Source organism: Ruegeria sp. MALMAid1280 (assembly GCF_049195285.1).
GTDB lineage: Bacteria > Pseudomonadota > Alphaproteobacteria > Rhodobacterales > Rhodobacteraceae > Ruegeria.
The window spans coordinates 429860-456012 of the sequence record NZ_JBMIRT010000049.1 but is presented as its reverse complement, the minus strand read 5'-3'; the positions used below and the strand labels follow the sequence as shown (position 1 = coordinate 456012).

The window sequence follows — 26153 nt, the reverse complement described above, 5'->3', positions numbered from 1 at the left end:
CGTGGCCTTGAAGCAGCGCATCCAATGGCATAAACCAACCCAACATAACGCGAAGACAGGCGGAGAACCGAACATGTCAAATCAGTTGATGGCCGGAAAACGCGGCCTCATCATGGGACTGGCCAATGATAAATCGATCGCATGGGGAATTGCCCGCGCTTTATCCGAAGCCGGAGCCGAACTTGCCTTTTCCTACCAGGGCGATGCTCTGAAAAAGCGGGTCGATCCGCTGGCGGCGCAACTGGGCAGCGAAATCGTCCTGCCCTGCGATGTTAGCGACGAGGCATCGATTGATGCGCTGTTCTCTTCGCTGGAAGAGAAATGGGGCAAGCTGGACTTCATCGTTCACGCGATTGGCTTTTCCGACAAGAACGAACTGCGCGGCCGTTACGTCGATACCAGCCGCGCGAATTTCAAGCTGACCATGGATGTGTCGGTCTATTCCTTCACCGCCGTGATGCAGCGTGCGGAAAAGATGATGTCCGAGGGCAGCAGCGCCGTTACCCTGACCTATTACGGCGCCGAACAGGTCATGCCGCACTATAACGTGATGGGCGTTGCCAAAGCCGCGCTGGAAGCGTCGGTCAAATATCTGGCCGAGGATCTGGGCAAGGACGGTATCCGCGTCAACTCGATCTCGGCGGGTCCGATCAAGACCCTGGCCGCCAGCGGCATCGGCGACTTCCGCTATATCATGAAGTGGAACGAGTATAACTCGCCCCTGCGCCGCAATGTGACCATCGATGATGTGGGCAAGTCGGCGCTGTATCTGCTGTCCGATCTCAGCAGCGGCGTGACCGGAGAGAATCTGCACGTGGATTCGGGGTATCACATCGTTGGCATGAAGGCCGTCGACGCCCCGGACGTTGAAAAGGGTTAAATCATGAGCGCCAAAGACCGCCTGCCCCACGAAAAAGGCTTTCACATCAGCTGGGACCAGATTCACCGCGACTCACGCGCTTTGGCGTGGCGGCTGGACGGTCAAGGCCCCGATGACGGCGCTTGGCGCGCCGTTGTCGCCATCACACGCGGCGGCATGGCCCCCGCGATGATCGTCAGCCGCGAGCTGGACATCCGCACCGTCGATACGATCAGCGTGCGGTCCTATCACCATCAGGCACAGGGCGAAGCCGAAGTGCTGAAAGCCCCCGACACTGATCTGATGGGCGATGGAGAGGGCGTTCTGATCATCGACGATCTGGTCGACAGCGGCAAAACGCTGGAATTGGTGCGCGCGATGTACCCCAAGGCGCATTTTGCCACTGTATACGCCAAGCCCAAGGGCCGCCCGATGGTGCACACGTTCATCACTGAGGTCAGCCAAGATACGTGGATCTTCTTCCCGTGGGATATGGCCCTGCAATATGTCGAGCCCTATCGCGGCACCGACTGACCCTCTGCTAAACATCCAGGACCACGCATGACCCGGACACGCACCGCCGCCACTTTCGCCCCTCCGGTGATGGAGGCGCGGCGCTGGCTGGAGGGCGTGGTCTTTCCCGAGGACCGACCTCTGATCAATGTCAGCCAGGCCGCACCGGTCGACCCGCCGCCTTTGGCGCTGCGTCAGGCCATGGCCGAGTTTGCCGTGACCGAGGACAGCGCGCATTTATACGGCCCGGTTCTGGGCAATCCCGAACTGCGCGCGGAACTGGCATCCCAGATCAGTCAGCACTACGCCGCCGAGGTCGCGTCGGATCAGGTCGCAATCACTTCGGGCTGCAATCAGGCCTTTGCGGCAGTGATTTCCGCAATCACTGATGAGGGGGACGAGGTCATCCTGCCAACCCCCTGGTATTTCAACCACAAAATGTGGCTGGACATGGCAGGCGTGCACGCCATTGATCTGAAAACTGATGATAGCCTGCTGCCCAATCCCGATGCGGCCCGCGTTTTGATCACCGACAAGACCCGCGCCATCACCTTGGTGACTCCGAACAATCCGGGCGGCGTGGAATACCCCTCGGATCTGGTACGCGCCTTCTACGATCTGGCGCGTGAGACAGGTATTCGGCTGTTGGTCGATGAAACCTATCGCGACTTCGACAGCCGTAGCGGCCCGCCGCATGACCTGTTCAGCCAACCGGGCTGGCAAGATACGCTGGTACACCTCTATTCTTTTTCCAAAGCTTATCGCCTGACCGGCCACCGCGTCGGCGCGATTGCAACCGGCACGGACCTTCTGGCCGAGATCGAGAAGTTTCTGGACACGGTGGCAATCTGCCCCGGCCAGATCGGCCAGTTCGCGGCGCTTTGGGGGATGAAGAACCTGTCGCAATGGGTGGCCGGAGAGCGCGCCGAAATCTTCGACCGCCGCGCCGCGATTCAGGAACAGTTACCCCGTCTGGCCGATAAGGGCTGGCGCCTGTTGGGGCTGGGGGCGTATTTTGCCTATTTCGAGCATCCGTTCGACATTCCCTCGGATGAACTGGCGCGTCGTCTGGTGCCCGAGGCCGGTATATTGTTGCTGCCCGGCACGATGTTCCTGCCCGATAGCGACACGGCCGGAAAACGTCAGGTTCGCATTGCCTTTGCCAATCTCGACCGCTCCGGAATCGCACAATTGTTCGACAGGCTGCAGGCCCTGTCCTTCTGAGCTTGCCCCCCGGCGGCGTGCATCGTATTCAGGGCCGCAACCGACAGGGCAGTAACTTGCCACATCAATAAGAGGGCACCATGGCCGCAGGCGTTAAAAACCTATCGAAGACCTTTGTCTGGATTATCATGGGCCTGTTGATGCTGGGCCTTGCAGGCTTTGGCGCAACCAGCCTGACCGGCACCGTGCGCACCGTTGCGCAGGTCGGCAACGAAGAGGTTTCGATCAACGAGTATGTCCGCGAACTGCAGCGCGAAATCCGCGCGGTCGAAAGCCAGACCGGCCAGCCTCTGCAAATGTCCCAGGCGCATGAGTTCGGGCTGGACCAGCTGGCCTTGTCGCGCCTGACCGCCTTGGCCGCGTTGGACAACGAAGTTGGTGAGCTGGGCATTTCGATCGGAGACGAGAACCTGCAAAAGGAAATCGTCGCCATTCAGGCGTTTCAGGGTGTTGATGGTTCGTTTGACCGTGACGCGTATCAGTTTCAACTGGAACAGGTCGGAATGACGGATACCGAATTCGAATCGGACTTGCGCAAGGAATCCTCGCGCACCATCGTGCAGAACGCGGTGGTCAGCGGGGTTGAGATGCCCTCGGTTCTGACGCAAGTGCTGACCGATTATGTTGGTGCCCGCCGCAGCTTTACCGTGGCGACGATCGGACCGGATGCGCTGACCACCCCTATTGCAGCCCCCACGGATGAACAGGTTCAGACCTATTATGATGAAAACACGGATCAGTTCACCCTGCCCCGCACCAAGCAGTTGACCTATGCGATTCTGTCGCCGGAAATGCTGTTGGACAGTGTCGAGGTTGACGAGGATTCAGTGCGTCGCCTCTATGATCAGCGCGCGTCCGAATTCCACCAGCCCGAGCGCCGTCTGGTCGAACGCCTGACCTATCCCAGCGAAGACGCCGCGCAAACCGCGATGGCCCAGCTTGAGGTCGGCGGCACCACATTTGAACAACTGGTGCGTGATCGCAAGCTGGAACTCAGCGATATCGACCTTGGTGACGTGACCCGCGAGGATCTGGGCGAAGCGGCCGATGCCATCTTTGCCGCTGATCTGGACACCGTCGTTGGCCCGCTGCCCTCGACCTTCGGCCCCGCACTGTTCCGCATCAATGGCTCGCTGGCCGAAAACACGACCTCGTTCGAAGACGCCGCGCCTGCCCTGCGCGAGGAGTTGGCCTCCGATCGCGCCCGCCGTCAGATCGAGGCACAGGCCGAAGACATCAATGACATGCTGGCCGGTGGCGCCACTCTGGAAGAGCTGACCTCTGAGACCGAGATGGATCTGGGGCAGATCGGCTGGACCCGCCAAAGCGACGATGGCGTTGCCGCCTATGACGGGTTCCGCACCGCCGCCGAAGCGGTAAACGAAGGCGATTTCCCTGAGGTTGCGTTCCTTGAGGACGGCTCGATCTTTGCCCTGCGCCTGGACGAAGTTCTGCCCCAACGTCCCGAACCGCTGGAGACAGCGAGTGAGCGTGTGGTGGCTGCATGGACGCAGGCCGAGACGAACAAGGCACTAGAAGAACAGGCCAACACGGTTCTGGAGCAGTTGAACGCGGATGGCGACTTTACCACCACTGGCCTGCCCTTCCGCGTGGAAAACGCCCTGACCCGCACCGCATTCCTGGATGATGTGCCTGCGGATTTCATGGTGCAGGTTTTCGAAATGGAACCCGGCGAGCTGCGCGCTGTTCCCGGTGACGGTTCGGCGTTCATCGTCCGTCTGGAAGAGTTGCTGCCGCCTGCCGAAACCGACGAACTGCGTCAGGCCCAGGCCGCGCTTGAAGCGCAACTGAACCAGGCGTTGGCGCAGAACATATTTGACGCCTATGTGCGCGACGCGCAGGCCCGCGCCCGCCCGGTGATTGATCAGCGCGCGCTGAACGCCGTGCAGTCAAGCTATTAAAAGAGACCGAAATGGCCCTGACCCCCGAGTTTGACAGCTTCGCCCGCGCCTACGAGGCCGGTGAAAATCAGGTTGTCTATACCCGTCTGGCGGCGGATCTGGACACGCCTGTGTCCCTGATGCTCAAGCTGACGGGCGCGCAGAAAGACGCGTTCATGCTGGAATCGGTGACCGGAGGAGAGATTCGCGGGCGGTATTCGATCATTGGCATGAAGCCGGACCTGATCTGGCGCTGTCGCGGGGAGATCTCTGAACTGAACCGCTCGGCCCGTTTTGATGCCGAGGCGTTTGACGCACAGGACGGCAACCCGATGGACAACCTGCGCGCGCTGCTGGCCGAAAGCCGCATCGCGTTGCCCGAAGACCTGCCACAGGCTGCGGCGGGACTGTTTGGCTATCTGGGCTATGACATGGTGCGGCTAGTGGAATACCTGCCGGACGTGAACCCCGACCCGCTGGGCCTGCCCGACGCGATCATGCTGCGCCCTTCGGTCATCGCCGTTCTGGACGGTGTCAAAGGCGAAGTCACCGTCGTGTCCCCCGCCTGGGTGGCCGAGGGACAATCGGCCAAAGCCGCCTATGCGCAGGCCGCCGAGCGTGTGATGGACGCGGTGCGCGATCTGGAGCGCGCCATGCCTGCAGAGACCCGCGATCTGGGCGATGCGTCCGAGGTCGCGCCGCCGGTGTCGAACTTTACCAAGTCCGGCTATATGGAGGCGGTTGAAAAGGCGAAGGAATACATCCGCGCGGGCGACATCTTTCAGGTCGTCCCCGCGCAACGCTGGACGCAGGATTTCCCGCTGCCGCCGTTTGCTCTGTACCGGTCGTTGCGGCGCACCAACCCGTCGCCCTTCATGTTCTATTTCAACTTCGGCGGCTTTCAGGTCGTTGGTGCCAGCCCCGAGATTCTGGTGCGCGTCTTCGGGGATGAGGTCACGATCCGTCCGATCGCTGGCACCCGTCCCCGTGGTGCAACGCCCGAAGAGGACAAGGCCAACGAGGCCGACCTGCTGGCCGACAAGAAAGAGTTGGCCGAGCACCTGATGCTGCTGGATCTGGGCCGCAACGACACCGGTCGCGTCTCGAAGATCGGCACCGTGCGCCCGACCGAAGAGTTCATCATCGAACGCTACAGCCACGTGATGCACATCGTCTCGAATGTGGTCGGAGAGTTGGCCGAAGACAAAGACGCGTTGGATGCGTTTTTTGCCGGGATGCCTGCGGGCACCGTCTCGGGCGCGCCGAAAGTCCGCGCGATGGAGATCATTGATGAGCTGGAGCCGGAAAAACGCGGCGTCTATGGTGGCGGTGTTGGCTATTTCAGCGCTGGTGGCGACATGGACATGTGTATCGCCCTGCGCACGGCCATCGTGAAGGATCACAAACTCTATATTCAAGCTGGCGGCGGTGTCGTTTACGACAGCGATCCCGAGTACGAATATATGGAGACCGTTCACAAATCGAACGCTATCCGCCGCGCTGCAGCAGATGCTGCCCGGTTTACCGGCTCTGGTAACAGCTAAGACAAACGGCTGACCGCCGTGGTCAGCCGTAAGTACGTTCAGCGTTTACTGAACCTCTTTCATCATCACCGCGGAAATCGGGGCCATTGCGACGCGGTTGCCCCGATCCTCTAGCCCCCACAGCAGCAGGGCCGAGATCGTGTCGGGACGCAGACGGCCCAGCATCACGACGGCACCTTCCTGTCCGGCGCGGAACGCGGCCTGATCCAGGAAACGGCGCATGATCTTTGGATCCTGACGCGCGCCGTCGATATCCCGGAAAATCACACCCGAGGGCACGCCATTGCGCGCGGCCAGCTTTTGCACGGTGTTCAACCCGTTATCCTGTGTGATCAGTCCCCGGCCCGTACCGGCGGCAATCGCGGCGACCTGATCGGCCAGTTTGCGGTTGCCTTGAATGCCTGATTCCACGCCCTCAAGGATACCCACCGTTTCAGGCAGCGTATCAAGCCATACGGCCAGAGAAACCTCGGCATCCTGCGCGCTGGCGGCCTCGGGCAGATCGGCCAGGGCCAGAACCTCGAAACCGGCCTTGCGGTGCTTGTTCATTTTTTCGGCGGCTTCCGGATCAGAGGGGCTGACTGCAAAGGTCAGCGGGTATGGGAAATCCTGCAAAGCTTCGGCGCCGTATGCGCCCTCATCATCGATCAGGATGATGGACATCAGCGGCTTGGCCTCGGGGTTTTCGAAATCGGCCGCGTAGGTCTCGATCGGCTTGCCCGGCACGACCACTTCGGTGCCGGTTTCAGTGATCTGGATAACATCATCACGTTCGGTCAGAGGTACAACGCGCGTCCCGACATTCGGAACTGAGGCAGCGTCACCTTCTCCTCCGATCTGCGGTACGGACGCAATCCGTGGCAGATCGCGCGGTGCTGCATCTTCGTCGCCTTCGACTGCAATCGGACTGTTCTCAAAGGGGTTTGTTTCCGCCTCAGGCACATCTGTATCGGCCACCTCGGGCTCGGGCTCAGGTGCCACCTCAGTCACAACAGATTCAGTTTCCGGTGCAACCTCGGGTTCAGGTTGAGGTTCGACTTCGGCAATCTCGGGCTCAGGTTGCGGTTCGACCTCGGCAATCTCGGGTTCGGGCTGGGGTTCGGCCTCTACGCCTTCTGGTTCGACCTGAGGTTCCAGCTCGGCAACCTCGGGTTCGGGCTGAGGCGTGGTCTCGGCAACATCGGGCTGCACCTCGACCTCGACAACCGGCTCGGGCTGGGCTTCGGGCGCGTCCAGCGACACCTCGGGCAAGGCCTCGGCATTTGGCGATCCCTGCACCACTGGCGGCGCCTGCGGCGCAACCGGCGCCTCGGTCGACACGCTGACCGGTGCCGAAGGCGCTGCGACGGGCTCATCAACCTGAGCCTCAGGCTCTATCACCTGGGGCTGAGCTTCGGGCTCGACCTCGACATCCGACAATTCGGCCAGGGTGTCGGTCTGGTCAAAGGTGGATTCGGGTTCGGCCGGTGGCAGGTCCAACAAATCGGCATCGCCAACAGTGTCCGTTGCCTCTGCGGTGGTTTCTGGAACCTCCGCGACCTCGGGTTCCGGAGCAGACACTGCCACTTCCGGTTTCTTCGCCAGTGGCGTGTTCAGAGACAGTACTGCCGCCAACACAAGAACAACGACCGTTCCCACGATCATTCCGCTGACAAATCCGCCCATAACAATTGCCTCTCGTTCTGGTCCTGCTTCGATCGCATGTTCGCCGTCTGTTGCGGCATTTGCTTGCCACGGCACCAGGAACCGGATGTCCCCTTGACGCTGCCGCGCAAGCCTGAGCATGTATGTCCCGACATTATACCGTGGCTCGGGGCTGTATCGCCAGCCCGAAATGCCCAAGCCGAGACAAGTGCCCAAATGCTGCTGCTGATCGACAACTACGACTCGTTTACCTACAACCTGGTACACTATTTAGGCGAACTTGGCGCCGAAATGGTCATTCGGCGGAATGACGCCCTGGACGTTCAGGAAGCCATGGCGATGAACCCGGCGGGCATCTTGTTAAGCCCTGGTCCCTGCGACCCCGATCAGGCGGGAATCTGTCTGGCCCTGACCGAGGCAGCGGCTGAAACGAAGACGCCCCTGATGGGTGTGTGTCTGGGTCATCAGACCATCGGGCAGGCTTTTGGCGGCGACGTGATCCGGTGTCATGAAATCGTGCACGGCAAGATGGGCACCATGCACCACACCGGGAAGGGCCTGTTTGCCGGGCTGCCCACACCATTCGAGGCAACCCGTTACCATTCACTGATCGTCGACCGCGCTACCCTGCCCGATTGCCTTGAGATCACGGCCGAGCTGGAAGACGGCACCATAATGGGCCTGCAGCACAAAGAGCTGCCCATCCACGGCGTCCAGTTCCACCCGGAATCCATCGCCTCCGAGCACGGCCACGCCCTGCTCAAAAATTTCCTGTCCGAGATGAAAGTTCCCGCATGAGCGACGCTCTGAAACCGCTGATCGGAGCCGCGGCTGACCGGTCTCTGACCCGTGCCGAGGCCGAACAGGCCTTTGCCATTCTGTTTGACGGTGAAGCCACGCCCAGCCAGATCGGCGGATTGCTGATGGCAATGCGCACCCGAGGTGAAACGGTCGAGGAATACGCCGCCGCCGCCGCCGTGATGCGTGCGAAGTGTAACGCTGTGAAAGCGCCCGTAGGTGCGATGGATATTGTCGGCACCGGGGGCGACGGCAAGGGCACGCTGAACATCTCGACCGCCACGGCATTTGTTGTGGCCGGGGCCGGTGTGACCGTGGCCAAGCACGGCAACCGCAACCTCAGCTCGAAATCCGGTGCTGCGGATGCCTTGGGGCAACTGGGCATTAACGTGATGGTTGGACCGGAAGTGGTTGAAAACGCTTTGGAAGAGGTCGGCATCGGTTTCATGATGGCGCCAATGCATCACCCGGCTATCGCCCATGTCATGCCCTCGCGGCAAGAGCTTGGGACCCGCACGATTTTCAATATCCTCGGCCCGCTCACAAACCCCGCCGGGGTCAAACGCCAATTGACCGGAGCGTTCCACCGCGATTTGATCCGCCCGATGGCGGAAACGCTGGGCTTGCTTGGTTCGGATCGCGCATGGTTGGTGCACGGCTCGGATGGCACCGATGAGCTGACCATCACCGGCATCAGCTGGGTGGCCGCGCTTGAGGACGGCATTGTCAAAGAGGTCGAGCTTCACCCCGAAGACGCAGGCCTGCCGGTTCATCCGTTCGAAGATATCCTCGGCGGCACGCCAGAAGAAAACGCTGTTGCCTTCCGCGCACTGCTGGACGGGCAGCCCTCGGCTTATCGCGATGCGGTGCTGTTGAATTCCGCCGCCGCGCTTGTCGTCGCAGATGCCGCCACCGACTTGAAGGACGGGGTTGCCAAAGCCATCGAAAGCATAGACAGCGGAAAAGCCAAAGAAAAAATCGCCGCACTGGCCCGAATGACTCAGGAGGCCGCATGACAGAGACGGTACTGGACAAGATCAAAGCCTATAAGCTTGAAGAAGTCGCCGCAGACAAGGCAGAGAAACCTCTGGACCTTCTGGAGGGTGAGGCACGGTTTGCTCCTGAGGTTCGCGGCTTTGCGAGCGCACTGCAAAAGGCCACGCGAAAAGGCTATGGCCTGATTGCCGAGGTTAAGAAGGCCAGCCCGTCCAAAGGCCTGATCCGCCCCGATTTCGACCCGCCCGCACTGGCCAAAGCCTATGAAGACGGCGGCGCGGCTTGCTTGTCGGTGCTGACCGATACGCCAAGCTTTCAGGGCGCAAAGGAGTATCTGACCACGGCCCGTGCGGCCACGTCTCTGCCTGCTCTGCGCAAGGATTTCATGTACGACCCGTATCAGGTGATCGAGGCGCGCGCTTTGGGTGCAGATTGCATTCTGATTATCATGGCCTCGGTCGAAGACAGTCAGGCGGCGGAACTGGAGCAAACCGCGTTCGACTGGGGCATGGACGTTCTGATCGAGGTCCATGACGAAGCCGAGCTGGAACGCGCGACACAGCTGAAAAGCCCGCTGATCGGGATAAACAACCGCAACCTCAAGACCTTCGAGACCTCGCTTGATACCACGCGCCGGTTGTCGAAACTGGTGCCGGGCGACCGGACCATCGTATGTGAAAGCGGTCTGAGCACGCCCGAAGACCTGGCCGACATCGCCCGCTATGGCGCGCGCTGCTTCCTGATCGGTGAAAGCCTGATGCGTCAGGACGATGTCACAGCCGCAACCCGCCAATTGCTGGCGAACCCGCTGATCCCCGGAGTGATGTAATGCCACTGACCCATTTCGACGCTCAAGGACAGGCGCACATGGTCGATGTGTCGGACAAGGCCGTGACCGACCGGGTAGCGGTTGCCGCCGCCCATATCAAAATGGCGCAGGAAACCTTTGATCTGATATCCGAAGGCCGTGCCAAGAAGGGTGACGTTCTGGGCGTCGCGCGTCTGGCCGGGATCATGGGTGCAAAAAAAACACCTGACCTGATCCCGCTGTGCCACCCGCTGCCGGTGACCAAGGTGGCTGTTGAACTGACGCTGGACCCCGACCTGCCGGGTGTTCAGATTGAGGCGACCGTCAAGACCTCGGGTCAGACCGGGGTTGAGATGGAGGCGCTGACCGCAGCTTCTACCGCCGCACTGACCGTCTATGACATGGCCAAGGCCGTCGATAAGGCGATGGAGATTGGTGGCCTTCGCGTTCTGCTGAAAGACGGGGGTAAATCAGGGCGTTACGAGGCGAAATGATTACGGTCAAAGACGCCCGGGCGCTGCTGTTTGATCTTGTTTCCACGCTGAACGCCGAAACGGTCCCGCTTGTCGAAGCTGCCGGGCGCGTGCTGGCGCAGGACGTCAGTGCCACCCGCGACCAGCCGCCATTTGCCGCGTCCTCGATGGATGGCTATGCCCTGAAATCGACCGAGGTCGAACTGCACGCGATGTTCAAGGTCATCGGTGAATCCGCCGCCGGACGTCGTTTTGAAGGTACCGTCGGGCCGGGCCAAGCGGTGCGTATCTTCACCGGCGCTCCGGTACCCGAAGGCGCAGATTTCGTTGTGATTCAGGAAGATACCGACCGTCGTGGTGATCTGCTGACGATCACGGACGAGCCCGGATCCAAGTCCAACATCCGCCCTGCCGGTATCGATTTCCAAACTGGCACCCGAATCTCGGCACCACGCATTCTGCGCCCCGAGGATGTTGCGTTGATGGCGGCCATGAACATTCCATTTGTGCCGGTCACGCGAAAACCCGTCGTCGCGCTGATCTCGACAGGGGATGAATTGGTCATGCCGGGCGAACCCCCCGGGCCCGATCAAATCATCGCGTCGAACACATTTGGCCTGAAAGCTCTGCTGGAAAACGCGGGTGCGCAGGTGCGTATTCTGCCGATTGCACGCGACACCGTTGCCTCGCTTGAAACCGCCTTCGGGCTGGCAGAAGGTGCCGATTTGGTCGTTACCATCGGCGGAGCCTCGGTAGGCAAATATGATCTTGTCGCCGATGTCTCGCAATCGCTGGGGATGGAGCGGTCGTTCTATAAGATCCGGATGCGTCCGGGGAAACCTCTGATGGCGGGTCGATTGGGCGATGCCGCGATGGTTGGACTACCGGGAAATCCTGTCAGTGCAATGGTTTGCGGCTATCTCTTCCTGATCCCAATGGTGCGCCGCATGTTGGGTGTTGAACAGGTTCTGCCCCCGTTTCAACGCGCCCGTCTGGCCGAACCGATTGCCGAAAACGGTGCGCGTGAGCACTATATGCGCGCCATACTGGACCACACGGGCATTCGCGCCTGCGATGATCAGGACAGCTCGCTGCTGAGCGTTCTGGCGCAAGCCAACGCCCTAATGGTGCGCCAGCCGCATGATCCGGCGCGCCCTGCCGGGGATGAGGTCCTGTACCTGCCGATCTAGCCAACGCTCAAATCCGTTGACACAAAACGTGAACATGCGTAGAACAAAAGAAAACGCATGACCGACGAGGTGTGAGCAATGCTGACCAAGAAACAGTTGGATTTGTTGGAATTCATCCACAAACGCGTTCAGGCGGACGGTGTTCCGCCCAGTTTCGATGAAATGAAGGCTGCGCTGGATCTGCGATCGAAATCCGGCATCCATCGTCTGATCACCGCACTGGAAGAACGCGGCTTTATTCGCCGCCTCGCCCACCGCGCCCGCGCGATTGAGATCGTCAAGCTGCCGGAAAGTCTGGGCGGTGAACCCACAGCTGCATTCAAGCCGCGCGTGATTGAGGGCGACAGGCCCCAAGGTCCGCGCCCGGCGAATTTCGAGCCTGTCACCGTGGACGCAATGGAACTTCCGGTGATGGGCCGTATCGCGGCAGGCGTTCCGATCGAGGCGATCAGCCATGTTTCGCATCGCGTGGCGGTTCCGGGCAGCATGGTTTCCGGTAAAGGTGAACATTACGCGCTGGAAGTCCGCGGAGATTCGATGATCGACGCGGGCATCAATGACGGTGACGTCGTGGTCATCCGCGAAACCAGAGTGGCGGACAACGGTGACATCGTTGTGGCACTGGTCGAGGATCAGGAAGCCACGCTGAAACGATTCTTCCGGCGCGGCAACGCCATCGCGCTCGAAGCAGCGAACCCCGCCTATGAAACCCGCGTTCTGCCCGAGGACAAGGTCAAGGTTCAGGGGAGGCTGGTCGGCCTGATCCGCAGCTACTGAATGTGTTTGAAACGTTGGTCTCCGGCCTTTTCCGGGGACCATAGCCGATAGCCGATAACCTCTCGGCTGGTTGTAATACTGCCATTGGACAAAGCCAGACTTCCGGTTTCTTTCAGGCGCTCTGGGTCGAAAAGGCCGCAATCTCCGGTCAGATTTAGAGCCACCGCCGAAACAACAATCTGGTTCTTTTTACATTCCTCGAACTTTTGTGCCGCGCGTTTTCCTGTGACGTGAACCAGCTCCGTTCCGTGCAAGACATAACGCCTAATTACGCCCGCCTTGTCCGGCCAGCGGTGGGCAGCCTTGACCTGATCCACGCCATCCCCGTCGTTTTCCAACCAAACAGTCGCAATGAACCCGCTGCCCTTTTCCTTGCTGAGCGCGCGACCGTTTTCAGTCATGACGCCCACCAACCCGCCGGAGTCTGCAATCAAAACTTCGGGTCGTTGCCCCTGCCCCCACAGCAAAAAAGCCGCTGCCACAGGGGCAACGCCGAACCATTTCGCCCGCCCGCGCCACAGCGCCAGCCACAAGGCACCAAGGGCGAACATCGGCAAAACATAGTGCGGAGGGCTGACGACATATCCTTGTGCGCCCTCCAAGCCAGAGACCTTGTCCGATACAATCAGAATCCACTGCAACCCCAATCCCATGACGTGTAACGCCAGTGCCTCCAGCCCAAATGGGGCCAACAACGCCGCCACAAAGGCCGATGGTACCACAACCGTCCCCATAACCGGCACCGAGAGCATATTGGCCAGCAACCCATAGTGCGACATCGTATTGAAATGCGCCGCCCCGATCGGAGCCGTCGCCAACCCGGCAATCGCCGAAGACAAAAGCAGCCCGACCACAGGTTTTGTCCATTTCGGCTCCGGCATCGGACCATAGTCCCGCAATTGCCCGAACACGGCGACAAGCGCGGTTGTGGCGGCAAAAGACATCTGGAACCCGGGGCTTAGCAAGGATTCGGGACGCAGCACCAAGACGATCAGAGCGGCCACGGCAACGACTCGCAGGGAAATTGCGCGACGGTCGATCAGGATAGCCCCCAGCATGACGCTGGCCATGACAAAGGCCCGCTCGGTGGCGACGTTGCCACCGGACAGCATCAAATAGATGACGGCTGCGACAAGCGCGCAGAGCGCCGCCAATTTGCGCACCGGCAGGCGCAAGGCCACGGAGGGAATAGCCGACAGGGCCAGTCGGCAGACCAGGAACACGAAGCCGGTCAGAAGGCCCATATGCAGACCGGATATTGCCAGCAAGTGCGCAAGGTTCGAGGCGCGCAGCGATTTCAGTGTCTCCTGCCCCATACCGCTGCGGTCGCCGGTTGTGACCGCGGCTGCGAACCCTCCGATCTCACCGGGAAGAATCGAACGGACCCGCTCGGAAATCGCCATCCGCAAGGCCGTGACACGCACCCCTTCAGCTGCCTCTTCCGGGCGCGCAACCGTCATCACCGGAACGCGGGTGTATCCGACTGCACCGAGACGCTGGAACCAGGCATGGCGGCGGAAATCAAAGCCTCCGGGCTCGACCGGGCCTTGTGGCGGCGACAAGTGGCCTGTCGTCATGATCCTTTGGCCCGGCGCCAGATCAGCCGATTCACCGTGCAATGAAAGCCGGACGCGCTGCGGTCGCCGGTCCTCGGGCACATCCCCTATGCGCACCTGGTCCAGCGTCACCCGCAACGCGTCCGAGGCAGAGCGATCCATGGCCACGACCCGCCCCTCGACCGGGCCGTAATAACGCCAGGACAGGACCGGCTCTGCAACCGAGTGGGCCCGCGCACCGGCAAGTACAAAACCTGCCGCGATCAACGCACCCCCCATTGCCAACGCAGCCCAACCGGTTCGCACTTTGCGACCGGCCCAGACAAGACCCAACATCAGCGCCAGCAGGAACGAATACGCCTGCCAGCCCGGTTCAAACCGGAGACTGAAGTACAGACCAATACCGACAGCCAGACATACCGGAGACCACTGGAACAAATACCCTGTCTGGTTCAGCAATGCGGCCTCGACCCGTGTCAGAACACGCATGGTTGCCCCCGTCCTTCGGGCTCGTTAGACAGACGCCAAACTATGCCAGACACGGTTACCAAAAGGTTAATCCACACAATGTCCGATCAGGTCGTCACCCGTTTCGCCCCTTCGCCCACAGGTTTTCTGCACATCGGCGGCGCCCGTACCGCGCTGTTCAATTGGCTGTATGCCCGTGGGCGCGGCGGCAAGTTTCTGCTGCGGATCGAAGACACCGACCGCGAACGCTCGACCCCCGAGGCGACAGCGGCGATTCTACAGGGCATGGCATGGTTGGGGTTGGACCATGATGGCGACGTGATCAGCCAGTTCGAAGGTGCAACGCGCCATGCAGAAGTGGCCAATCAGCTGCTGGCCGAGGGCAAGGCGTATAAGTGCTTTTCGTCGCAGGACGAGATCGCCGCGTTCCGCGAACAGGCCCGGGCCGAAGGGAAATCCACCCTGTTCCGCAGCCCCTGGCGCGACGCCGATCCGGCGACCCATCCCGACGCGCCGTTCGTTATCCGCATCAAGGCCCCGCAAGACGGCGCAACTGTGATCCGCGATCAGGTGCAAGGCGACGTGACCATCCGTAACGATCAGCTGGACGACATGATCCTGCTGCGCTCGGACGGAACCCCGGTTTATATGCTGGCCGTAGTGGTGGACGATCACGATATGGGCGTGACCCATGTGATCCGCGGTGACGACCACCTGAACAACGCCGCGCGCCAGATGATGATCTATGAGGCGATGGGCTGGGATATCCCGGTCTGGGCGCATATCCCGCTGATTCACGGGCCTGACGGCAAGAAACTGTCGAAACGTCACGGCGCTCTGGGTGCACAGGAATACCAGGCGATGGGTTACCCTGCGGCAGGTATGCGCAATTACCTGGCGCGCCTGGGTTGGAGCCACGGTGACGACGAGTTCTTTACCGACGCACAGGCGAAAGAGTGGTTCGATCTGGACGGGATTGGAAAGAGCCCGGCCCGTTTCGACTTGAAAAAGCTCGAAAATCTTTGCGGGCAGCATATAGCGGTTGCCGATGACGCTGCATTGCGGCATGAAATCGAGGCCTATCTGGACGCAGCGGAACTTCCTGCCCTGACGACGACACAATCCGGTGATCTTGAACGTGCGATGTATTGTCTTAAGGACCGCGCCCGCACTTTCCCGGAACTACTTGAAAAAGCTCACTTTGCTCTGATATCCCGCCCGATTGAGCCGGATGAGAAAGCGGCCAAGGCCCTACAATCTGTATCCGACGGTATACTGAAAGAATTGACGCCGCACGTGCAAAATGCTAGCTGGTCGCGGAACGAACTGGAGGAGATCCTCAACTCCTTTGCCGAGGCACAGGGGATCAAGTTTGGCAAGCTGGCCGGCCCGCTCAGGGCGGCACTCGCGGGCCGCGCTGTAACACCTTCGGTTTTTGACATGATGCTTGTGCTGGGGCGCGATGAAACCCTGGCGCGGCTTTCCGATGCAGCAAACTAATCCTGGGTTCATATTCAGGTAACGCTGCTCCGCTACGACCCGGTCAGCACATCCGTGCATGACCGCCGACCGCACAGCCGATTGCTTTTTCGGCACGCGCATGATTGAGGAAGGGACAGAAATGACCGACAACAAAACAGCCACTCTGAAAGTCCATGGTGAAACATACGAGTTGCCGGTTCATTCGCCGACCGCAGGGCCCGACGTAATCGACATCCGCAAGCTCTATGGTCAGGCTGGCGTGTTTACCTATGACCCCGGCTTTACCTCGACCGCAAGCTGCGACAGCACCATCACCTATATCGACGGTGAAAAGGGCGAACTGTTGCACCGCGGCTATCCGATTGACCAACTGGCCGAGAAATCCCACTTCCTCGAAGTTTGCTACCTGCTGCTGTACGGAGAGCTGCCGGCCGCCAAGGATCTGGAGAAATTCGAAACCACTATCACCCGCCACACCATGCTGCACGAACAGATGCAGTATTTCTATCGTGGGTTCCGCCGCGACGCGCATCCGATGGCAATCATGGTGGGCGTTGTGGGTGCGATGTCGGCCTTCTACCACGACTCGACCGACATTTCCGACCCGCATCAACGTGAGGTCGCCTCGCATCGCTTGATCGCCAAGATGCCGACCATCGCGGCCTGGGCTTTCAAGTACCACATCGGTCAGCCCTTCGTTTATCCGCGCAATGACCTGGACTATGCGTCAAACTTCCTGCGCATGTGCTTTGCCGTTCCGGCCGAAGACTATGAGGTCAACCCTATCCTCAGCCGCGCGATGGACCGGATTCTGACCCTGCACGCGGATCACGAACAGAACGCTTCGACCTCGACCGTGCGTCTGGCCTCGTCTTCGGGCGCAAACCCGTTTGCCTGTATCGCCGCCGGTGTTGCCTGCCTTTGGGGCCCTGCTCATGGTGGCGCCAATCAGGCCTGCCTGGAAATGCTGGAAGAGATCGGCACCGTCGATCGCATCCCCGAATACATCGCCCGCGCCAAGGACAAGTCCGACCCGTTCCGCCTGATGGGCTTTGGCCACCGCGTATACAAGAACTTTGACCCACGCGCCAAGGTGATGAAGCAATCAGCAGACGAGGTGCTTGATCTGCTGGGTGTGGAAGACAACCCGAAACTGCAGGTCGCCAAAGAGCTGGAGCGCGAAGCCCTTGAAGATCCGTATTTCGCCGAGAAGAAACTGTTCCCGAACGTGGACTTTTACTCGGGCATCATCCTCGAGGCGATGGGCTTCCCGACCTCGATGTTCACCCCAATCTTTGCGCTGTCGCGCACGGTTGGCTGGGTGAGCCAATGGAAAGAAATGATCGCAGATCCTCAGAACAAGATCGGCCGTCCGCGTCAGCTGTATCTGGGCGAAACCATGCGCGATTACGTGGATATCGAAAACCGCTGATCGCCGCGATTGAATGCCAAAGCCCCGGACCTGCGTCCGGGGCTTTTTTTGTTACAACAGGTTCAACTGATCGCCGATCTGGGCCGGGCGGGCGAATAGATCGCATCGCAAGGGCGGCGTGCGCGTCGCCAATCCCAGACGTTTGACCGCCAGCGCGAACCGCTTGGCAATCAGCCCCGCATATTCGCCTTCACCGCGCATCCGGTGACCCCAGCGCGGGTCATAGTCCCTGCCTCCATGCATTTCGCGCAGCTTGGACATGATCTTTTCGACGCGTTCAGGCTCATGATCCTTGAGCCAGCCCTGCCACAGGGTCGACACCTCACGCGGCAGGCGCAACATGATCCAACTGGCAGCATCGGCACCCGCGTCCCTGCCCGCCTCAAGCAGATGTTCCAGTTCATGATCTGTCAGCCCCGGAATCACCGGAGAAGTCATGACCCGCACCGGAACCCCCGCTTCGGTCAGGCGGCGAATGACAGCCAGTCGCCGCCGCGGCGACGGCGCACGCGGCTCCATCCGGCGGGACAGATCCGCATTCAGCGTGGTCAGCGAAATCCCCACCTGGACCAGCCCCTTGGCGGCCATTGGTGCCAAAATATCCAGATCGCGCTCGATCATCGCACCCTTGGTGACAATGCCGACCGGATGATTGAACTCCTGAAGAACCGACAGGCAATCTCTTGTTATCTTGCGGTTCTTTTCTATCGGCTGATACGGGTCCGTATTTGTGCCCAAGGCGATGGTTGCCACTTTGTAGCCCTTGGCAGACAGCTCTTTGCGCAGAATACTCGCCGCGTTCGGACGGGCGATCAGGCGGGTTTCAAAGTCCAGCCCCGGCGACAATCCCAGATAGGCGTGTGTCGGGCGCGCAAAGCAATAAACGCAGCCATGTTCGCACCCGCGATACGGGTTGATCGAGCGATCAAATGGCAGGTCCGGCGAGCGGTTATACGTGATCAGGCTGCGCGCGACCTCGTCCCTGACATCGGTGCGCAAGAGTGGGAAATCCTCTTCTATCTCCCAGCCGTCATCGCAGGGCACGGTGTCGAACTGCTCGAACCGGCCTGCTGTGTTTGTGACGGCCCCCCGGCCCCGGACATGCGATGCAGCCATATTTGTTCCCGTTATGTTCTAGTCTGGATATATATACAATTACGCGATCCGACAAGCGGGCCATTCGGTTTCACGTGGATTTCAGCCACTTGATCGCGCAGGACGGGCGGAAATGGAAAATGAACAGGATACAGGATTATCTTGCAGAAAATTCTGTCGAGCCGTTTAAAAATTTGACGTATAGGTCGGTCTCGAAACTACTGAGGTCGCAATCGTCACAGTCAAACTGCGGCGATTTGGCCAAAACGGCAAAAATGCCACCACGGGCCGATGGTCCGCACAGCTCAGGGAAGCGCCCCATGTCCGACGAAGAAGACATCGTCCTGTCCGAACTCAACGACGAAGAACTTGTCGAACAGATGTTCGACGATCTTTACGACGGTCTGAAAGAAGAAATCGAAGAAGGTGTGAACATCCTGCTGGAACGCGGATGGACCCCCTACGACATCCTGACCAAAGCTCTGGTCGGTGGTATGACCGTTGTTGGCCATGACTTCCGTGACGGCATCCTGTTCGTCCCCGAAGTTCTGCTGGCCGCAAACGCGATGAAGGGCGGCATGGCCATCCTCAAGCCGCTGCTGGCCGAAACCGGCGCACCGCGTGTTGGCAAGATGGTCATCGGCACCGTCAAAGGCGACATCCACGACATCGGCAAGAACCTTGTTTCGATGATGATGGAAGGTGCCGGCTTCGAGGTTGTCGACATCGGCATCAACAACCCGGTCGAAAACTACCTGGAAGCGCTGGAAACCGAAAAGCCCGACATTCTGGGCATGTCGGCCCTGCTGACCACGACCATGCCCTACATGAAGGTCGTGATCGACACCCTGGTCGAGCAAGGCCTGCGCGAAGAGTACATCGTTCTGGTCGGCGGCGCGCCGCTGAACGAAGAATTTGGCAAAGCGATCGGTGCAGACGGTTACTGCCGTGACGCAGCCGTGGCCGTGGAAATGGCCAAGGACTTCGTGTCGCGCAAGCACAACCAACTGGCCGGCTGATCGGACACGTTAGATTGTTCAGGGGCCGTCCGGTTATCGGGCGGCCCTTTTTTGTTTCCGCAGACCACACTATCTGTCGCATAGTTTCCAAGGGGTACCCGATGCAGCAGGACAAATTGCCGGACGATGCCAGCCTGACCACCAAGGGCTATGCTTCTGACACGCAGGGGCAGATTCTGCTGTTGGCCTGCGGTGCGCTTGCGCGTGAGATTCTGGACCTGAAGCGCCGCAACGGCTGGGATCACATGGCCCTGACCTGCCTGCCCGCGATTCTGCATGTCCATCCGGAAAAGATCACCCAAGCGGTTCAGGACGCGGTGGCCAAGCATCGTGGTCAATACGACCAGATTTTTGTCGTCTATGCCGATTGCGGCACCGGCGGTCTGCTGGAAAAAGCCTGCACGGAACTGGGCGTCGAGATGGTCAAGGGCCCCCACTGCTATTCCTTTTTCGAAGGAAATCAGGCCTTTGAGGCCCGGGGCGAGGATGAAACCACCGCCTTCTATCTGACCGACTTTCTGGCGCGGCAGTTCGATGCCTTTGTCTGGAAGCCCCTCGGCCTGGACCGGCACCCCGAGCTGCGCGACATGTATTTCGGCAATTACACCAAGCTGGTCTATCAGGCACAGATCGATGATCCGAACCTGACCGAACGCGCCCGTGAATGTGCCGAGCGGATGGGTCTGAAATTTGAACGCCGCTTTACCGGTTATGGCGATCTGGAATCCACGCTGACAGATTGGGCAACCCGCAAACCGACAGCCTGATCCGCGTCAGGCATTTTCCTGCGCGACCTCGCGAATGCGTTCGATCATCGCCCGCAGCCCGTTCGAACGCTGCGCCGACAGGTGATCGTTCAAGCCCAGACGCGCCAGTTCACCCCCTGCGTCCACTTTGGGAACCTCGCCGACCGGGAGGCCGTTATACAGCAACCGCAGAACCGCAATCAGCCCCCGCACAATCAGCGCGTCGCTGTCGCCATCAAAGCGAAAAACGCCATCTTCGATAATCGGATGCAGCCAGACCTGACTGGCACAGCCATGGACCTTGGTTGCCGGCACCTTGAGCGCGTTGTCCAGCGGCTCCATCGCCTTGCCCTGATCGATGACGTGGCGGTACCGGTCTTCCCAGTCCTCCAGAAACTCGAAATCCTCGACGATGTCCTCAAAGGCAGGCGTTGCCATTTTGCGGCGGTCCTTTTGTTGCGATCACAACTGTGACCTATGCCGCCGACCTGCGCCTGTCCACCCCCAAGCGTGGCTTTTCAAACAGAGGAATTTGCGGTAACCCATTGCTGGAATTACTGCTCTGGACGCCTGCCCCATGCAAAAAACGTTTACTGTTCTTCTGGTCGCCGCCCTGACCGTCTCTGGCTGCAGCAGCTGGCGCGACTCGCGGGCCAACCCGTCCAACTGGTTCGGATCAAGCACATCGGCTGCCGCGGCCGACACAGCTGCCAATGACGCAGATGCCCTGGTTCCTGAGCAACGCGAAGGATTCGGGTTGTTTTCCGGCCCCGAAGCCGAGGACACCAGCGTCCCGATCGCCCGCATCGACGAATTACGGATCGACCCGACGTCTGGCGGCGCAATTGTCTATGTGTCGGGCACCGCGGCGCGGCAAGGGGCCTATAACGCCCGTCTGGTACGCACCGAAAGCGCGGAGAATCAGAAGAACGGCATTCTGGAATTCACCTTCCGTGTGGAGTACCCGAAAAAGGCGACCAATCAGGGCACCGAGCGGTCGCGTATGGTGTCTGATGCCATCAATATCAGCCGGCAAGACTTGGAAAGCACCCGTCTGGTGCGGGTCGTAGGGCAGCAGAACGCGCTGGAATCCCGGCGCCGGTAAAAGGCGTTACAGGGATACGACCTCGACGTTCTGGCCCTTTGCGGCCAGTGCGATCTTGCCTTCGCAGAGCTTCAGGGCATCTTCCCCGAACACTTCGAACCGCCAGCCTGACATGGCGGGCAATTCCCGCTCGCCCGCTGCGATCTGATCCAGTTCCGAGCTGGTGGCGATCAACTTGGCCGCCACGCCTGAGCTTTCGGTTTTCGATTTCAGCAGCACCCGCAGCAAATCCGCCAGCGCCGGGTTCACCTTCAGCTTGTCGCGGCTGTTGTCCACGCGCGGCAATTGATCGGCGGGGCAGTTCACCCCTTTCTTCACGGCGGCCAGAATCCCTTCGGCAATCGCGCCTTTGCGGGCCTCGCGCAGCAGCAGGCGCGAACCACCCAGATCCGAGGGCGATTTCGGCTTGGTCGAAGCCAGCTCGATCAGTGCGTCATCCTTGAACACCCGGCTGCGCGGGACGTTGTTTTCCTGTGCATATGCCTCGCGGAACTGCGCCAGTTCACGCACCACGGCCAGAAACTTGGCCGAATTTGTCCGGGTCTTCACCCGCTTCCACGCATCTTCGGGGCGAATGTCATAGGTCGTCGGCTGGGTCAGAATCTGCAGTTCTTCAGCGACCCAATGGCTGCGCTGCGACTTTTTCAGCTGGGCCGCAAGGTGTTCGTAAATCTGACGCAGATGGGTCACGTCGGCCAGCGCATAGGTCTTTTGTGCCTCGGACAGCGGGCGCCGGGACCAGTCGGTAAAGCGAGAGGTTTTGTCCACCCCCTGCTTGCAGATCTTGCGCACCAGCGTTTCATAGCCAACCTGCTCGCCAAAGCCGCAGACCATCGCCGCGACCTGCGTGTCGAACAGGGGTTTGGGGAAGACGGCCGCCTCGACCCAGAAAATCTCAAGATCCTGACGGGCAGCATGGAAGACCTTGACCACGTTCTCATTGCCGAACAGCTCATACAGCGGGTCCAGCGACAAGCCATCGGCAAGCGGATCGACCAGAACCGCGCTGTCTTCGTCCTCGGACGGCACCGCAAGTTGCACCAGACAAAGTTTCGAATAGTAGGTCCGTTCGCGCAGAAACTCGGTATCTACGGTGACATAGTCATATTCCGCCGCGGCCTTGCAGAAATCGGCCAGCTCTTGCGTCGTTGTAAGGGTTTTCATACGCGGTGCTGTTCTTGCTCTTGTTTTCTTTGGCTGATCATCTTGTCCGTACCCAGCCGTGGTGCAGACCATAGGCCGATTATGACACATGTGTAAATCACCCTGAGACGATCAGGGCAGCAACACCGGAGTCCGATCCTCACTGGCGTAACGGCGCAACACTGCGGGATAGAGTTTGTGTTCCCAAACCAGCACGCGGGCGGCCAGGTCTTCGGGCGTGTCACCGGGTTCGATGTTAACGCGGGCCTGCCCCAGGATCGGGCCGTCATCCAGCGCGGCCGTCACCTCGTGAACGGAACATCCATGCTCGGCATCCCCCGCTTCAATCGCGCGGGCGTGAGTGTTGAGACCCTTGTATTTCGGTAGCAACGAGGGGTGAATGTTCAGCATCCGCCCCTGAAAGCGCGAGACGAAATCGCCGGTCAGAACCCGCATGAACCCGGCAAGGCAGACGATGTCCGGCTGTGCCAGTGCCAGCGGTTTCAGCAACTCGGCTTCAAACGCGGCGCGGTCGCCTTTGAACGGGCGGTGGTCGACCGAAGCGGTCGCGATGCCGCGCGCGGCGGCCTTTTTCAGACCGCCCGCCTCGGCGTCATTCGACAGCACCAGACAGGGCCGCGCCGGGTGGTCTCCGACCATGCTGTCGACCAGCGACACCATGTTGGAGCCACCGCCTGATATCAGGATGGCGACGCGTTTTTCGCTCACAGCAGCTTGCCCGAATAGGCCATACCGGGTGTATCGGTGACGGTGCCAAGACGCGAAACCGTCTCACCAGCCTCGGCCAGCAGTGCGGTCAGATCATCGGCCCGGTCCTCGGCGCAGACAACGATCATGCCGATGCCGCAGTTGAAGGTCTTCAGCATCTCAGCCTCGACGATACCACCGGTTTCCGCCATCCAGCGGAAGACGGGCGGCAGGTCCCAGGCGTCCAGGTCGATCTGTGCACCCAGCCCTTCGGGCAGAACGCGCGGCAGGTTTTCAGTCAAGCCGCCGCCGGTGATATGAGCCAGCGCGTGCACGCCCCCTGCCCGGATCGCCTGCAGCGCGGGCTTCACGTACAACCGGGTCGGTGTCAGCAGTGCCTCACCCAGCGAACCATCGCTAAAGGGCGACGCCGCATCCCAGCCCAGACCCGAGATTTCAACCAGTTTACGTACCAGCGAATAGCCGTTGGAATGCACCCCGTTCGACGCCAGACCCAGCAGAACGTCGCCTTTTTGCACGCCCGTGGGCAGATGTGCCCCCCGCTCCATCGCGCCGACCGAGAACCCGGCCAGGTCGAAATCGCCATCAGGGTACATGCCCGGCATCTCAGCGGTCTCACCACCGATCAGGGCGCACCCGGACTGCACGCAGCCCTCGGCAATGCCCTCGATGATCCGCGCGGCGGTGTCGGTGTCCAGCTTGCCGGTGGCGAAATAGTCCAGGAAGAACAGAGGCTCGGCACCCTGACAGATCAGGTCGTTGACGCACATCGCCACCAGGTCGATACCCACGCCATCGACCACGCCAGTATCAATGGCGATCCGCAGCTTGGTGCCGACACCATCGGTGGCCCCCACCAGAATCGGATCCTGATACCCGGCATCTTTCAGATCGAACAGAGCACCAAACCCGCCCAGGCCGCTCATCACGCCCGAGCGGTTGGTCCGCTTGGCCGCAGGTTTGATCCGGTCGACCAGAGCGTTCCCCGCATCAATATCAACACCTGCATCGGCATAGGTGATTCCGTTCTTGCCCGTCGTCATGGCCAGCCCCTCATGAATGGTTCCCGCGCGGGTTATTCGATTGTGCGTCCTGTTGCAACGGTCAGGCTTGACGCGGGCGTTCACCGTGGTACTCAACGCGCTCAGGCGGGCCTGTAGCTCAATTGGTTAGAGCAGAGCGCTCATAACGCTTTGGTTGCGGGTTCAAGTCCTGCCGGGCCTACCAAATCCCTGCCTTGACGATAACGTTCCACCGCATCCGATCTTGCACTGTTTTCCCAAATCGCTTTCTTTTTGAACCGAAGGACAAAGCGCGAGGTCAAAAAGACATGGTTGATCCGATCTAGACCCCGACCCGTCTTGTCGTCATCGTCGCGCCCGCAGCAGTTGCAAAATAACCGTGGGCGGACAGATCGCAGCCAACCCCGGATTTTTTTTTACCGGGCGACCGTTGTGGCCAATATCGACAATAGTGCCGAGATTGCGTGCAGCGAAGTCTTCGGCCCCGCTGTCACCCTGTCGCGTTTCTCCGAGGCTGCTGACGCCCTGCGGATCGCCAATGCCGGACGCTATGGTCTCGCCTCGTCTGTCTGGACCAGGGATGTGTCAACGACGATGAAAATGACCGCTCAACTGCGTCATGGCATGGGTGAATACGCATGGGATGCCTGCGGCGGACTGGCCCTGGGCTGCGATGAAGGGTTCAGGCACCGGCTGCGACATGTCGATCTATGCGCTGGATGCCTATACATCCGTGCGGCAGGAATGGTAGCGCACTGATGCGGCTGGCCGGGAAAAGAGCACTGGTGACCGGTGGCCGCCAAGGCATCGGGCGCGGGATTGTCGAGGCCTATCGGCGCGAAGGAGCAGCCGTTACGACCTGCGGACGCGGCCCAAGGCCCGATGGGCTGTCGGATAGCGTGATCTGGTATCCGCTGGGCGTGACCGATGCCGACGCTGTTGAAGAATTGGCCCACGCAACAGACGGCACGGAAATTCTGGTCAACAACGCGGGCGTGCAGGCTGAAAAGACTGTGAGCGACAGCACCGATGCCGATTGGAACGCGGTGATCGGCACCAATTGCCGGTGTGTCTTCAACATGTGCCGTGCCTTTATCCCGCAGATGTCCGAGGGTGGATCGATCATAAATATCGGTTCGATCTCGGGTCAGGTCGCGGACCCGGCGATGGCGCGGTTGACGCGGCTGAGCACTTCTATCAGGCCGTCGGGAAAACCACGATCCGACTACACAAAGACGTTCCCGGTCAGGTCGCCAACCGCCTTCATGCCGCAAACTGGCGCGAGGCGATCAGCCTCGTGATCTCGGGCGTCGCCTCGGTCGAGGATGTCGACAAGGCCATCTGGGCCGGACCCGGCCAGCGCTGGGCGGCAATGGGGCCGACCATGCTGCTCAACCTCGGCGCAGGTGACGGCGGGTTGCAGGCCTTCTGCGACCACTTCACGGACACGTACAATGGCTGGTGGGATGATCTGGGTCAGGTCCACCTCACCGAAGAGGTCACACGCGTGCTGACACAGGGGGTCGAGGCCGCAGCCGCAGGAAAATCCACGGCCGAACTGGCGCGGACGCGGGACGCCCTGATCGTTGCCATGCAAAAGTCGGTTGCCGGGCTGCGGTGACCGCCACG

Annotated in this window: 26 protein-coding genes, 1 tRNA gene and 1 pseudogene; 21 read left to right on the top strand and 7 right to left on the bottom strand. The window is 60.5% G+C overall.

Annotated elements, in window-relative coordinates:
- Positions 1–73: 73 nt before the first annotated feature.
- From fabI to trpE, 5 genes are all read left to right on the top strand, one after another.
- On the top strand, positions 74–880 hold the full coding sequence (fabI, locus tag ACOQFT_RS14060) for an enoyl-ACP reductase FabI (protein ID WP_170325040.1): 807 nt from the start codon (positions 74–76) through the stop codon (positions 878–880).
- A 3-nt stretch (positions 881–883) separates the two neighbouring features.
- Entirely contained in the window at positions 884–1393 is a 510-nt protein-coding gene (gene gpt, locus ACOQFT_RS14055; RefSeq protein ID WP_421598513.1) for a xanthine phosphoribosyltransferase, read from the top strand.
- A 27-nt stretch (positions 1394–1420) separates the two neighbouring features.
- On the top strand, positions 1421–2596 hold the full coding sequence (locus ACOQFT_RS14050) for an aminotransferase (protein ID WP_421598511.1): 1176 nt from the start codon (positions 1421–1423) through the stop codon (positions 2594–2596).
- An 80-nt stretch (positions 2597–2676) separates the two neighbouring features.
- The gene (locus ACOQFT_RS14045; protein ID WP_421598510.1) at positions 2677–4518 is read left to right on the top strand and encodes a peptidyl-prolyl cis-trans isomerase; all 1842 of its coding nucleotides are present in this window, start codon (positions 2677–2679) and stop codon (positions 4516–4518) included.
- An 11-nt stretch (positions 4519–4529) separates the two neighbouring features.
- Complete coding sequence (trpE, locus tag ACOQFT_RS14040; protein WP_421598509.1) at positions 4530–6041, top strand: anthranilate synthase component I; 1512 nt, start codon at positions 4530–4532, stop codon at positions 6039–6041.
- Between the two features lie 45 nt (positions 6042–6086).
- On the opposite strand, the gene ACOQFT_RS14035 is transcribed toward trpE, so the two are convergent.
- Positions 6087–7826, bottom strand: coding sequence for a divergent polysaccharide deacetylase family protein (locus ACOQFT_RS14035; protein ID WP_421598508.1), 1740 nt, complete (start codon positions 7824–7826; stop codon positions 6087–6089).
- A gap of 75 nt (positions 7827–7901) precedes the next feature.
- Between ACOQFT_RS14035 and ACOQFT_RS14030 the strand changes: the two genes are divergently transcribed.
- The 6 genes from ACOQFT_RS14030 (at position 7902) to lexA (ending at position 12727) form a co-directional block, all read left to right on the top strand.
- The gene (locus tag ACOQFT_RS14030) at positions 7902–8483 is read left to right on the top strand and encodes an anthranilate synthase component II (protein ID WP_421598507.1); all 582 of its coding nucleotides are present in this window, start codon (positions 7902–7904) and stop codon (positions 8481–8483) included.
- A complete protein-coding gene (gene trpD, locus ACOQFT_RS14025) occupies positions 8480–9499 on the top strand; it encodes an anthranilate phosphoribosyltransferase (protein WP_421598505.1) in 1020 nt (339 codons plus the stop codon). Before ACOQFT_RS14030 ends, trpD begins: the two co-directional genes overlap by 4 nt.
- The gene (trpC, locus tag ACOQFT_RS14020) at positions 9496–10308 is read left to right on the top strand and encodes an indole-3-glycerol phosphate synthase TrpC (protein ID WP_421598504.1); all 813 of its coding nucleotides are present in this window, start codon (positions 9496–9498) and stop codon (positions 10306–10308) included. Before trpD ends, trpC begins: the two co-directional genes overlap by 4 nt.
- Positions 10308–10781, top strand: a complete 474-nt coding sequence (gene moaC, locus ACOQFT_RS14015; protein ID WP_421598503.1) for a cyclic pyranopterin monophosphate synthase MoaC — start codon at positions 10308–10310, stop codon at positions 10779–10781. Before trpC ends, moaC begins: the two co-directional genes overlap by 1 nt.
- Positions 10778–11950, top strand: a complete 1173-nt coding sequence (glp, locus tag ACOQFT_RS14010) for a gephyrin-like molybdotransferase Glp (RefSeq protein WP_421598502.1) — start codon at positions 10778–10780, stop codon at positions 11948–11950. The genes moaC and glp overlap by 4 nt, the downstream gene beginning before the upstream one ends.
- A 78-nt stretch (positions 11951–12028) precedes the next feature.
- On the top strand, positions 12029–12727 hold the full coding sequence (lexA, locus tag ACOQFT_RS14005) for a transcriptional repressor LexA (RefSeq protein WP_421598501.1): 699 nt from the start codon (positions 12029–12031) through the stop codon (positions 12725–12727).
- Here lexA and ACOQFT_RS14000 read toward each other — a convergent pair.
- Positions 12721–14772: a ComEC/Rec2 family competence protein gene (locus ACOQFT_RS14000; protein WP_421598500.1), complete on the bottom strand. Its 2052-nt coding sequence runs from the start codon at positions 14770–14772 to the stop codon at positions 12721–12723. The genes lexA and ACOQFT_RS14000 overlap by 7 nt on opposite strands.
- Positions 14773–14850: 78 nt before the next feature.
- On the opposite strand from ACOQFT_RS14000, the gene gltX reads away from it, so the two are divergent.
- Complete coding sequence (gene gltX / locus ACOQFT_RS13995; protein ID WP_421598499.1) at positions 14851–16251, top strand: glutamate--tRNA ligase; 1401 nt, start codon at positions 14851–14853, stop codon at positions 16249–16251.
- Between the two features lie 121 nt (positions 16252–16372).
- Positions 16373–17665, top strand: a complete 1293-nt coding sequence (gene gltA, locus ACOQFT_RS13990) for a citrate synthase (RefSeq protein ID WP_421598498.1) — start codon at positions 16373–16375, stop codon at positions 17663–17665.
- 51 nt (positions 17666–17716) lie between these two features.
- On the opposite strand, the gene ACOQFT_RS13985 is transcribed toward gltA, so the two are convergent.
- On the bottom strand, positions 17717–18781 hold the full coding sequence (locus tag ACOQFT_RS13985; RefSeq protein ID WP_421598497.1) for a PA0069 family radical SAM protein: 1065 nt from the start codon (positions 18779–18781) through the stop codon (positions 17717–17719).
- 299 nt (positions 18782–19080) lie between these two features.
- Between ACOQFT_RS13985 and ACOQFT_RS13980 the strand changes: the two genes are divergently transcribed.
- Positions 19081–19779: a corrinoid protein gene (locus ACOQFT_RS13980; RefSeq protein WP_170335752.1), complete on the top strand. Its 699-nt coding sequence runs from the start codon at positions 19081–19083 to the stop codon at positions 19777–19779.
- A 101-nt stretch (positions 19780–19880) separates the two neighbouring features.
- A complete protein-coding gene (locus tag ACOQFT_RS13975; RefSeq protein ID WP_421598496.1) occupies positions 19881–20546 on the top strand; it encodes a DUF1638 domain-containing protein in 666 nt (221 codons plus the stop codon).
- Positions 20547–20552: 6 nt separating this feature from the next.
- On the opposite strand, the gene ACOQFT_RS13970 is transcribed toward ACOQFT_RS13975, so the two are convergent.
- The gene (locus ACOQFT_RS13970; RefSeq protein ID WP_421598495.1) at positions 20553–20963 is read right to left on the bottom strand and encodes a SufE family protein; all 411 of its coding nucleotides are present in this window, start codon (positions 20961–20963) and stop codon (positions 20553–20555) included.
- A 139-nt stretch (positions 20964–21102) separates the two neighbouring features.
- Here ACOQFT_RS13970 and ACOQFT_RS13965 point away from each other — a divergent pair, with 139 nt between their 5' ends.
- Entirely contained in the window at positions 21103–21630 is a 528-nt protein-coding gene (locus ACOQFT_RS13965) for a hypothetical protein (protein ID WP_421598494.1), read from the top strand.
- Positions 21631–21636: 6 nt separating this feature from the next.
- Here ACOQFT_RS13965 and rnd read toward each other — a convergent pair whose 3' ends face one another.
- The 3 genes from rnd to purM all read right to left on the bottom strand — a co-directional run bounded on the left by rnd (position 21637) and on the right by purM (position 24545).
- A complete protein-coding gene (gene rnd, locus ACOQFT_RS13960; protein WP_421598493.1) occupies positions 21637–22794 on the bottom strand; it encodes a ribonuclease D in 1158 nt (385 codons plus the stop codon).
- 111 nt (positions 22795–22905) lie between these two features.
- On the bottom strand, positions 22906–23502 hold the full coding sequence (gene purN, locus ACOQFT_RS13955) for a phosphoribosylglycinamide formyltransferase (RefSeq protein ID WP_421598492.1): 597 nt from the start codon (positions 23500–23502) through the stop codon (positions 22906–22908).
- Positions 23499–24545, bottom strand: a complete 1047-nt coding sequence (purM, locus tag ACOQFT_RS13950) for a phosphoribosylformylglycinamidine cyclo-ligase (RefSeq protein WP_421598491.1) — start codon at positions 24543–24545, stop codon at positions 23499–23501. Before purM ends, purN begins: the two co-directional genes overlap by 4 nt.
- A gap of 107 nt (positions 24546–24652) precedes the next feature.
- Here purM and ACOQFT_RS13945 point away from each other — a divergent pair.
- The 5 genes and pseudogenes from ACOQFT_RS13945 (at position 24653) to ACOQFT_RS13925 (ending at position 26145) form a co-directional block, all read left to right on the top strand.
- Positions 24653–24729, top strand: a tRNA-Ile gene (locus ACOQFT_RS13945).
- A gap of 227 nt (positions 24730–24956) precedes the next feature.
- Positions 24957–25091 (top strand): annotated as a pseudogene (locus ACOQFT_RS13940) (aldehyde dehydrogenase family protein); the annotation flags it as partial.
- A gap of 52 nt (positions 25092–25143) precedes the next feature.
- Positions 25144–25275 carry a hypothetical protein gene (locus ACOQFT_RS13935; protein ID WP_421598546.1) on the top strand — a complete coding sequence of 44 codons (132 nt, stop codon included), beginning with the start codon at positions 25144–25146 and terminating at the stop codon, positions 25273–25275.
- 34 nt (positions 25276–25309) lie between these two features.
- Positions 25310–25825: an SDR family NAD(P)-dependent oxidoreductase gene (locus ACOQFT_RS13930; RefSeq protein WP_421598490.1), complete on the top strand. Its 516-nt coding sequence runs from the start codon at positions 25310–25312 to the stop codon at positions 25823–25825.
- Complete coding sequence (locus tag ACOQFT_RS13925) at positions 25822–26145, top strand: hypothetical protein (protein WP_421598489.1); 324 nt, start codon at positions 25822–25824, stop codon at positions 26143–26145. The genes ACOQFT_RS13930 and ACOQFT_RS13925 overlap by 4 nt, the downstream gene beginning before the upstream one ends.
- Positions 26146–26153 lie beyond the last annotated feature (8 nt).

What these genes read in the sequence shown, in the direction of transcription:
- fabI (WP_170325040.1), top strand. Translation starts at nt 74, where the DNA reads ATGTCAAATCAGTTGATGGCCGGAAAACGCGGCCTCATCATGGGACTG.
- gpt (WP_421598513.1), top strand. Translation starts at nt 884, where the DNA reads ATGAGCGCCAAAGACCGCCTGCCCCACGAAAAAGGCTTTCACATCAGC.
- ACOQFT_RS14050 (WP_421598511.1), top strand. Translation starts at nt 1,421, where the DNA reads ATGACCCGGACACGCACCGCCGCCACTTTCGCCCCTCCGGTGATGGAG.
- ACOQFT_RS14045 (WP_421598510.1), top strand. Translation starts at nt 2,677, where the DNA reads ATGGCCGCAGGCGTTAAAAACCTATCGAAGACCTTTGTCTGGATTATC.
- trpE (WP_421598509.1), top strand. Translation starts at nt 4,530, where the DNA reads ATGGCCCTGACCCCCGAGTTTGACAGCTTCGCCCGCGCCTACGAGGCC.
- ACOQFT_RS14035 (WP_421598508.1), bottom strand. Translation starts at nt 7,826, where the DNA reads ATGCTCAGGCTTGCGCGGCAGCGTCAAGGGGACATCCGGTTCCTGGTG.
- ACOQFT_RS14030 (WP_421598507.1), top strand. Translation starts at nt 7,902, where the DNA reads ATGCTGCTGCTGATCGACAACTACGACTCGTTTACCTACAACCTGGTA.
- trpD (WP_421598505.1), top strand. Translation starts at nt 8,480, where the DNA reads ATGAGCGACGCTCTGAAACCGCTGATCGGAGCCGCGGCTGACCGGTCT.
- trpC (WP_421598504.1), top strand. Translation starts at nt 9,496, where the DNA reads ATGACAGAGACGGTACTGGACAAGATCAAAGCCTATAAGCTTGAAGAA.
- moaC (WP_421598503.1), top strand. Translation starts at nt 10,308, where the DNA reads ATGCCACTGACCCATTTCGACGCTCAAGGACAGGCGCACATGGTCGAT.
- glp (WP_421598502.1), top strand. Translation starts at nt 10,778, where the DNA reads ATGATTACGGTCAAAGACGCCCGGGCGCTGCTGTTTGATCTTGTTTCC.
- lexA (WP_421598501.1), top strand. Translation starts at nt 12,029, where the DNA reads ATGCTGACCAAGAAACAGTTGGATTTGTTGGAATTCATCCACAAACGC.
- ACOQFT_RS14000 (WP_421598500.1), bottom strand. Translation starts at nt 14,772, where the DNA reads ATGCGTGTTCTGACACGGGTCGAGGCCGCATTGCTGAACCAGACAGGG.
- gltX (WP_421598499.1), top strand. Translation starts at nt 14,851, where the DNA reads ATGTCCGATCAGGTCGTCACCCGTTTCGCCCCTTCGCCCACAGGTTTT.
- gltA (WP_421598498.1), top strand. Translation starts at nt 16,373, where the DNA reads ATGACCGACAACAAAACAGCCACTCTGAAAGTCCATGGTGAAACATAC.
- ACOQFT_RS13985 (WP_421598497.1), bottom strand. Translation starts at nt 18,781, where the DNA reads ATGGCTGCATCGCATGTCCGGGGCCGGGGGGCCGTCACAAACACAGCA.
- ACOQFT_RS13980 (WP_170335752.1), top strand. Translation starts at nt 19,081, where the DNA reads ATGTCCGACGAAGAAGACATCGTCCTGTCCGAACTCAACGACGAAGAA.
- ACOQFT_RS13975 (WP_421598496.1), top strand. Translation starts at nt 19,881, where the DNA reads ATGCAGCAGGACAAATTGCCGGACGATGCCAGCCTGACCACCAAGGGC.
- ACOQFT_RS13970 (WP_421598495.1), bottom strand. Translation starts at nt 20,963, where the DNA reads ATGGCAACGCCTGCCTTTGAGGACATCGTCGAGGATTTCGAGTTTCTG.
- ACOQFT_RS13965 (WP_421598494.1), top strand. Translation starts at nt 21,103, where the DNA reads ATGCAAAAAACGTTTACTGTTCTTCTGGTCGCCGCCCTGACCGTCTCT.
- rnd (WP_421598493.1), bottom strand. Translation starts at nt 22,794, where the DNA reads ATGAAAACCCTTACAACGACGCAAGAGCTGGCCGATTTCTGCAAGGCC.
- purM (WP_421598491.1), bottom strand. Translation starts at nt 24,545, where the DNA reads ATGACGACGGGCAAGAACGGAATCACCTATGCCGATGCAGGTGTTGAT.
- ACOQFT_RS13935 (WP_421598546.1), top strand. Translation starts at nt 25,144, where the DNA reads ATGGCATGGGTGAATACGCATGGGATGCCTGCGGCGGACTGGCCCTGG.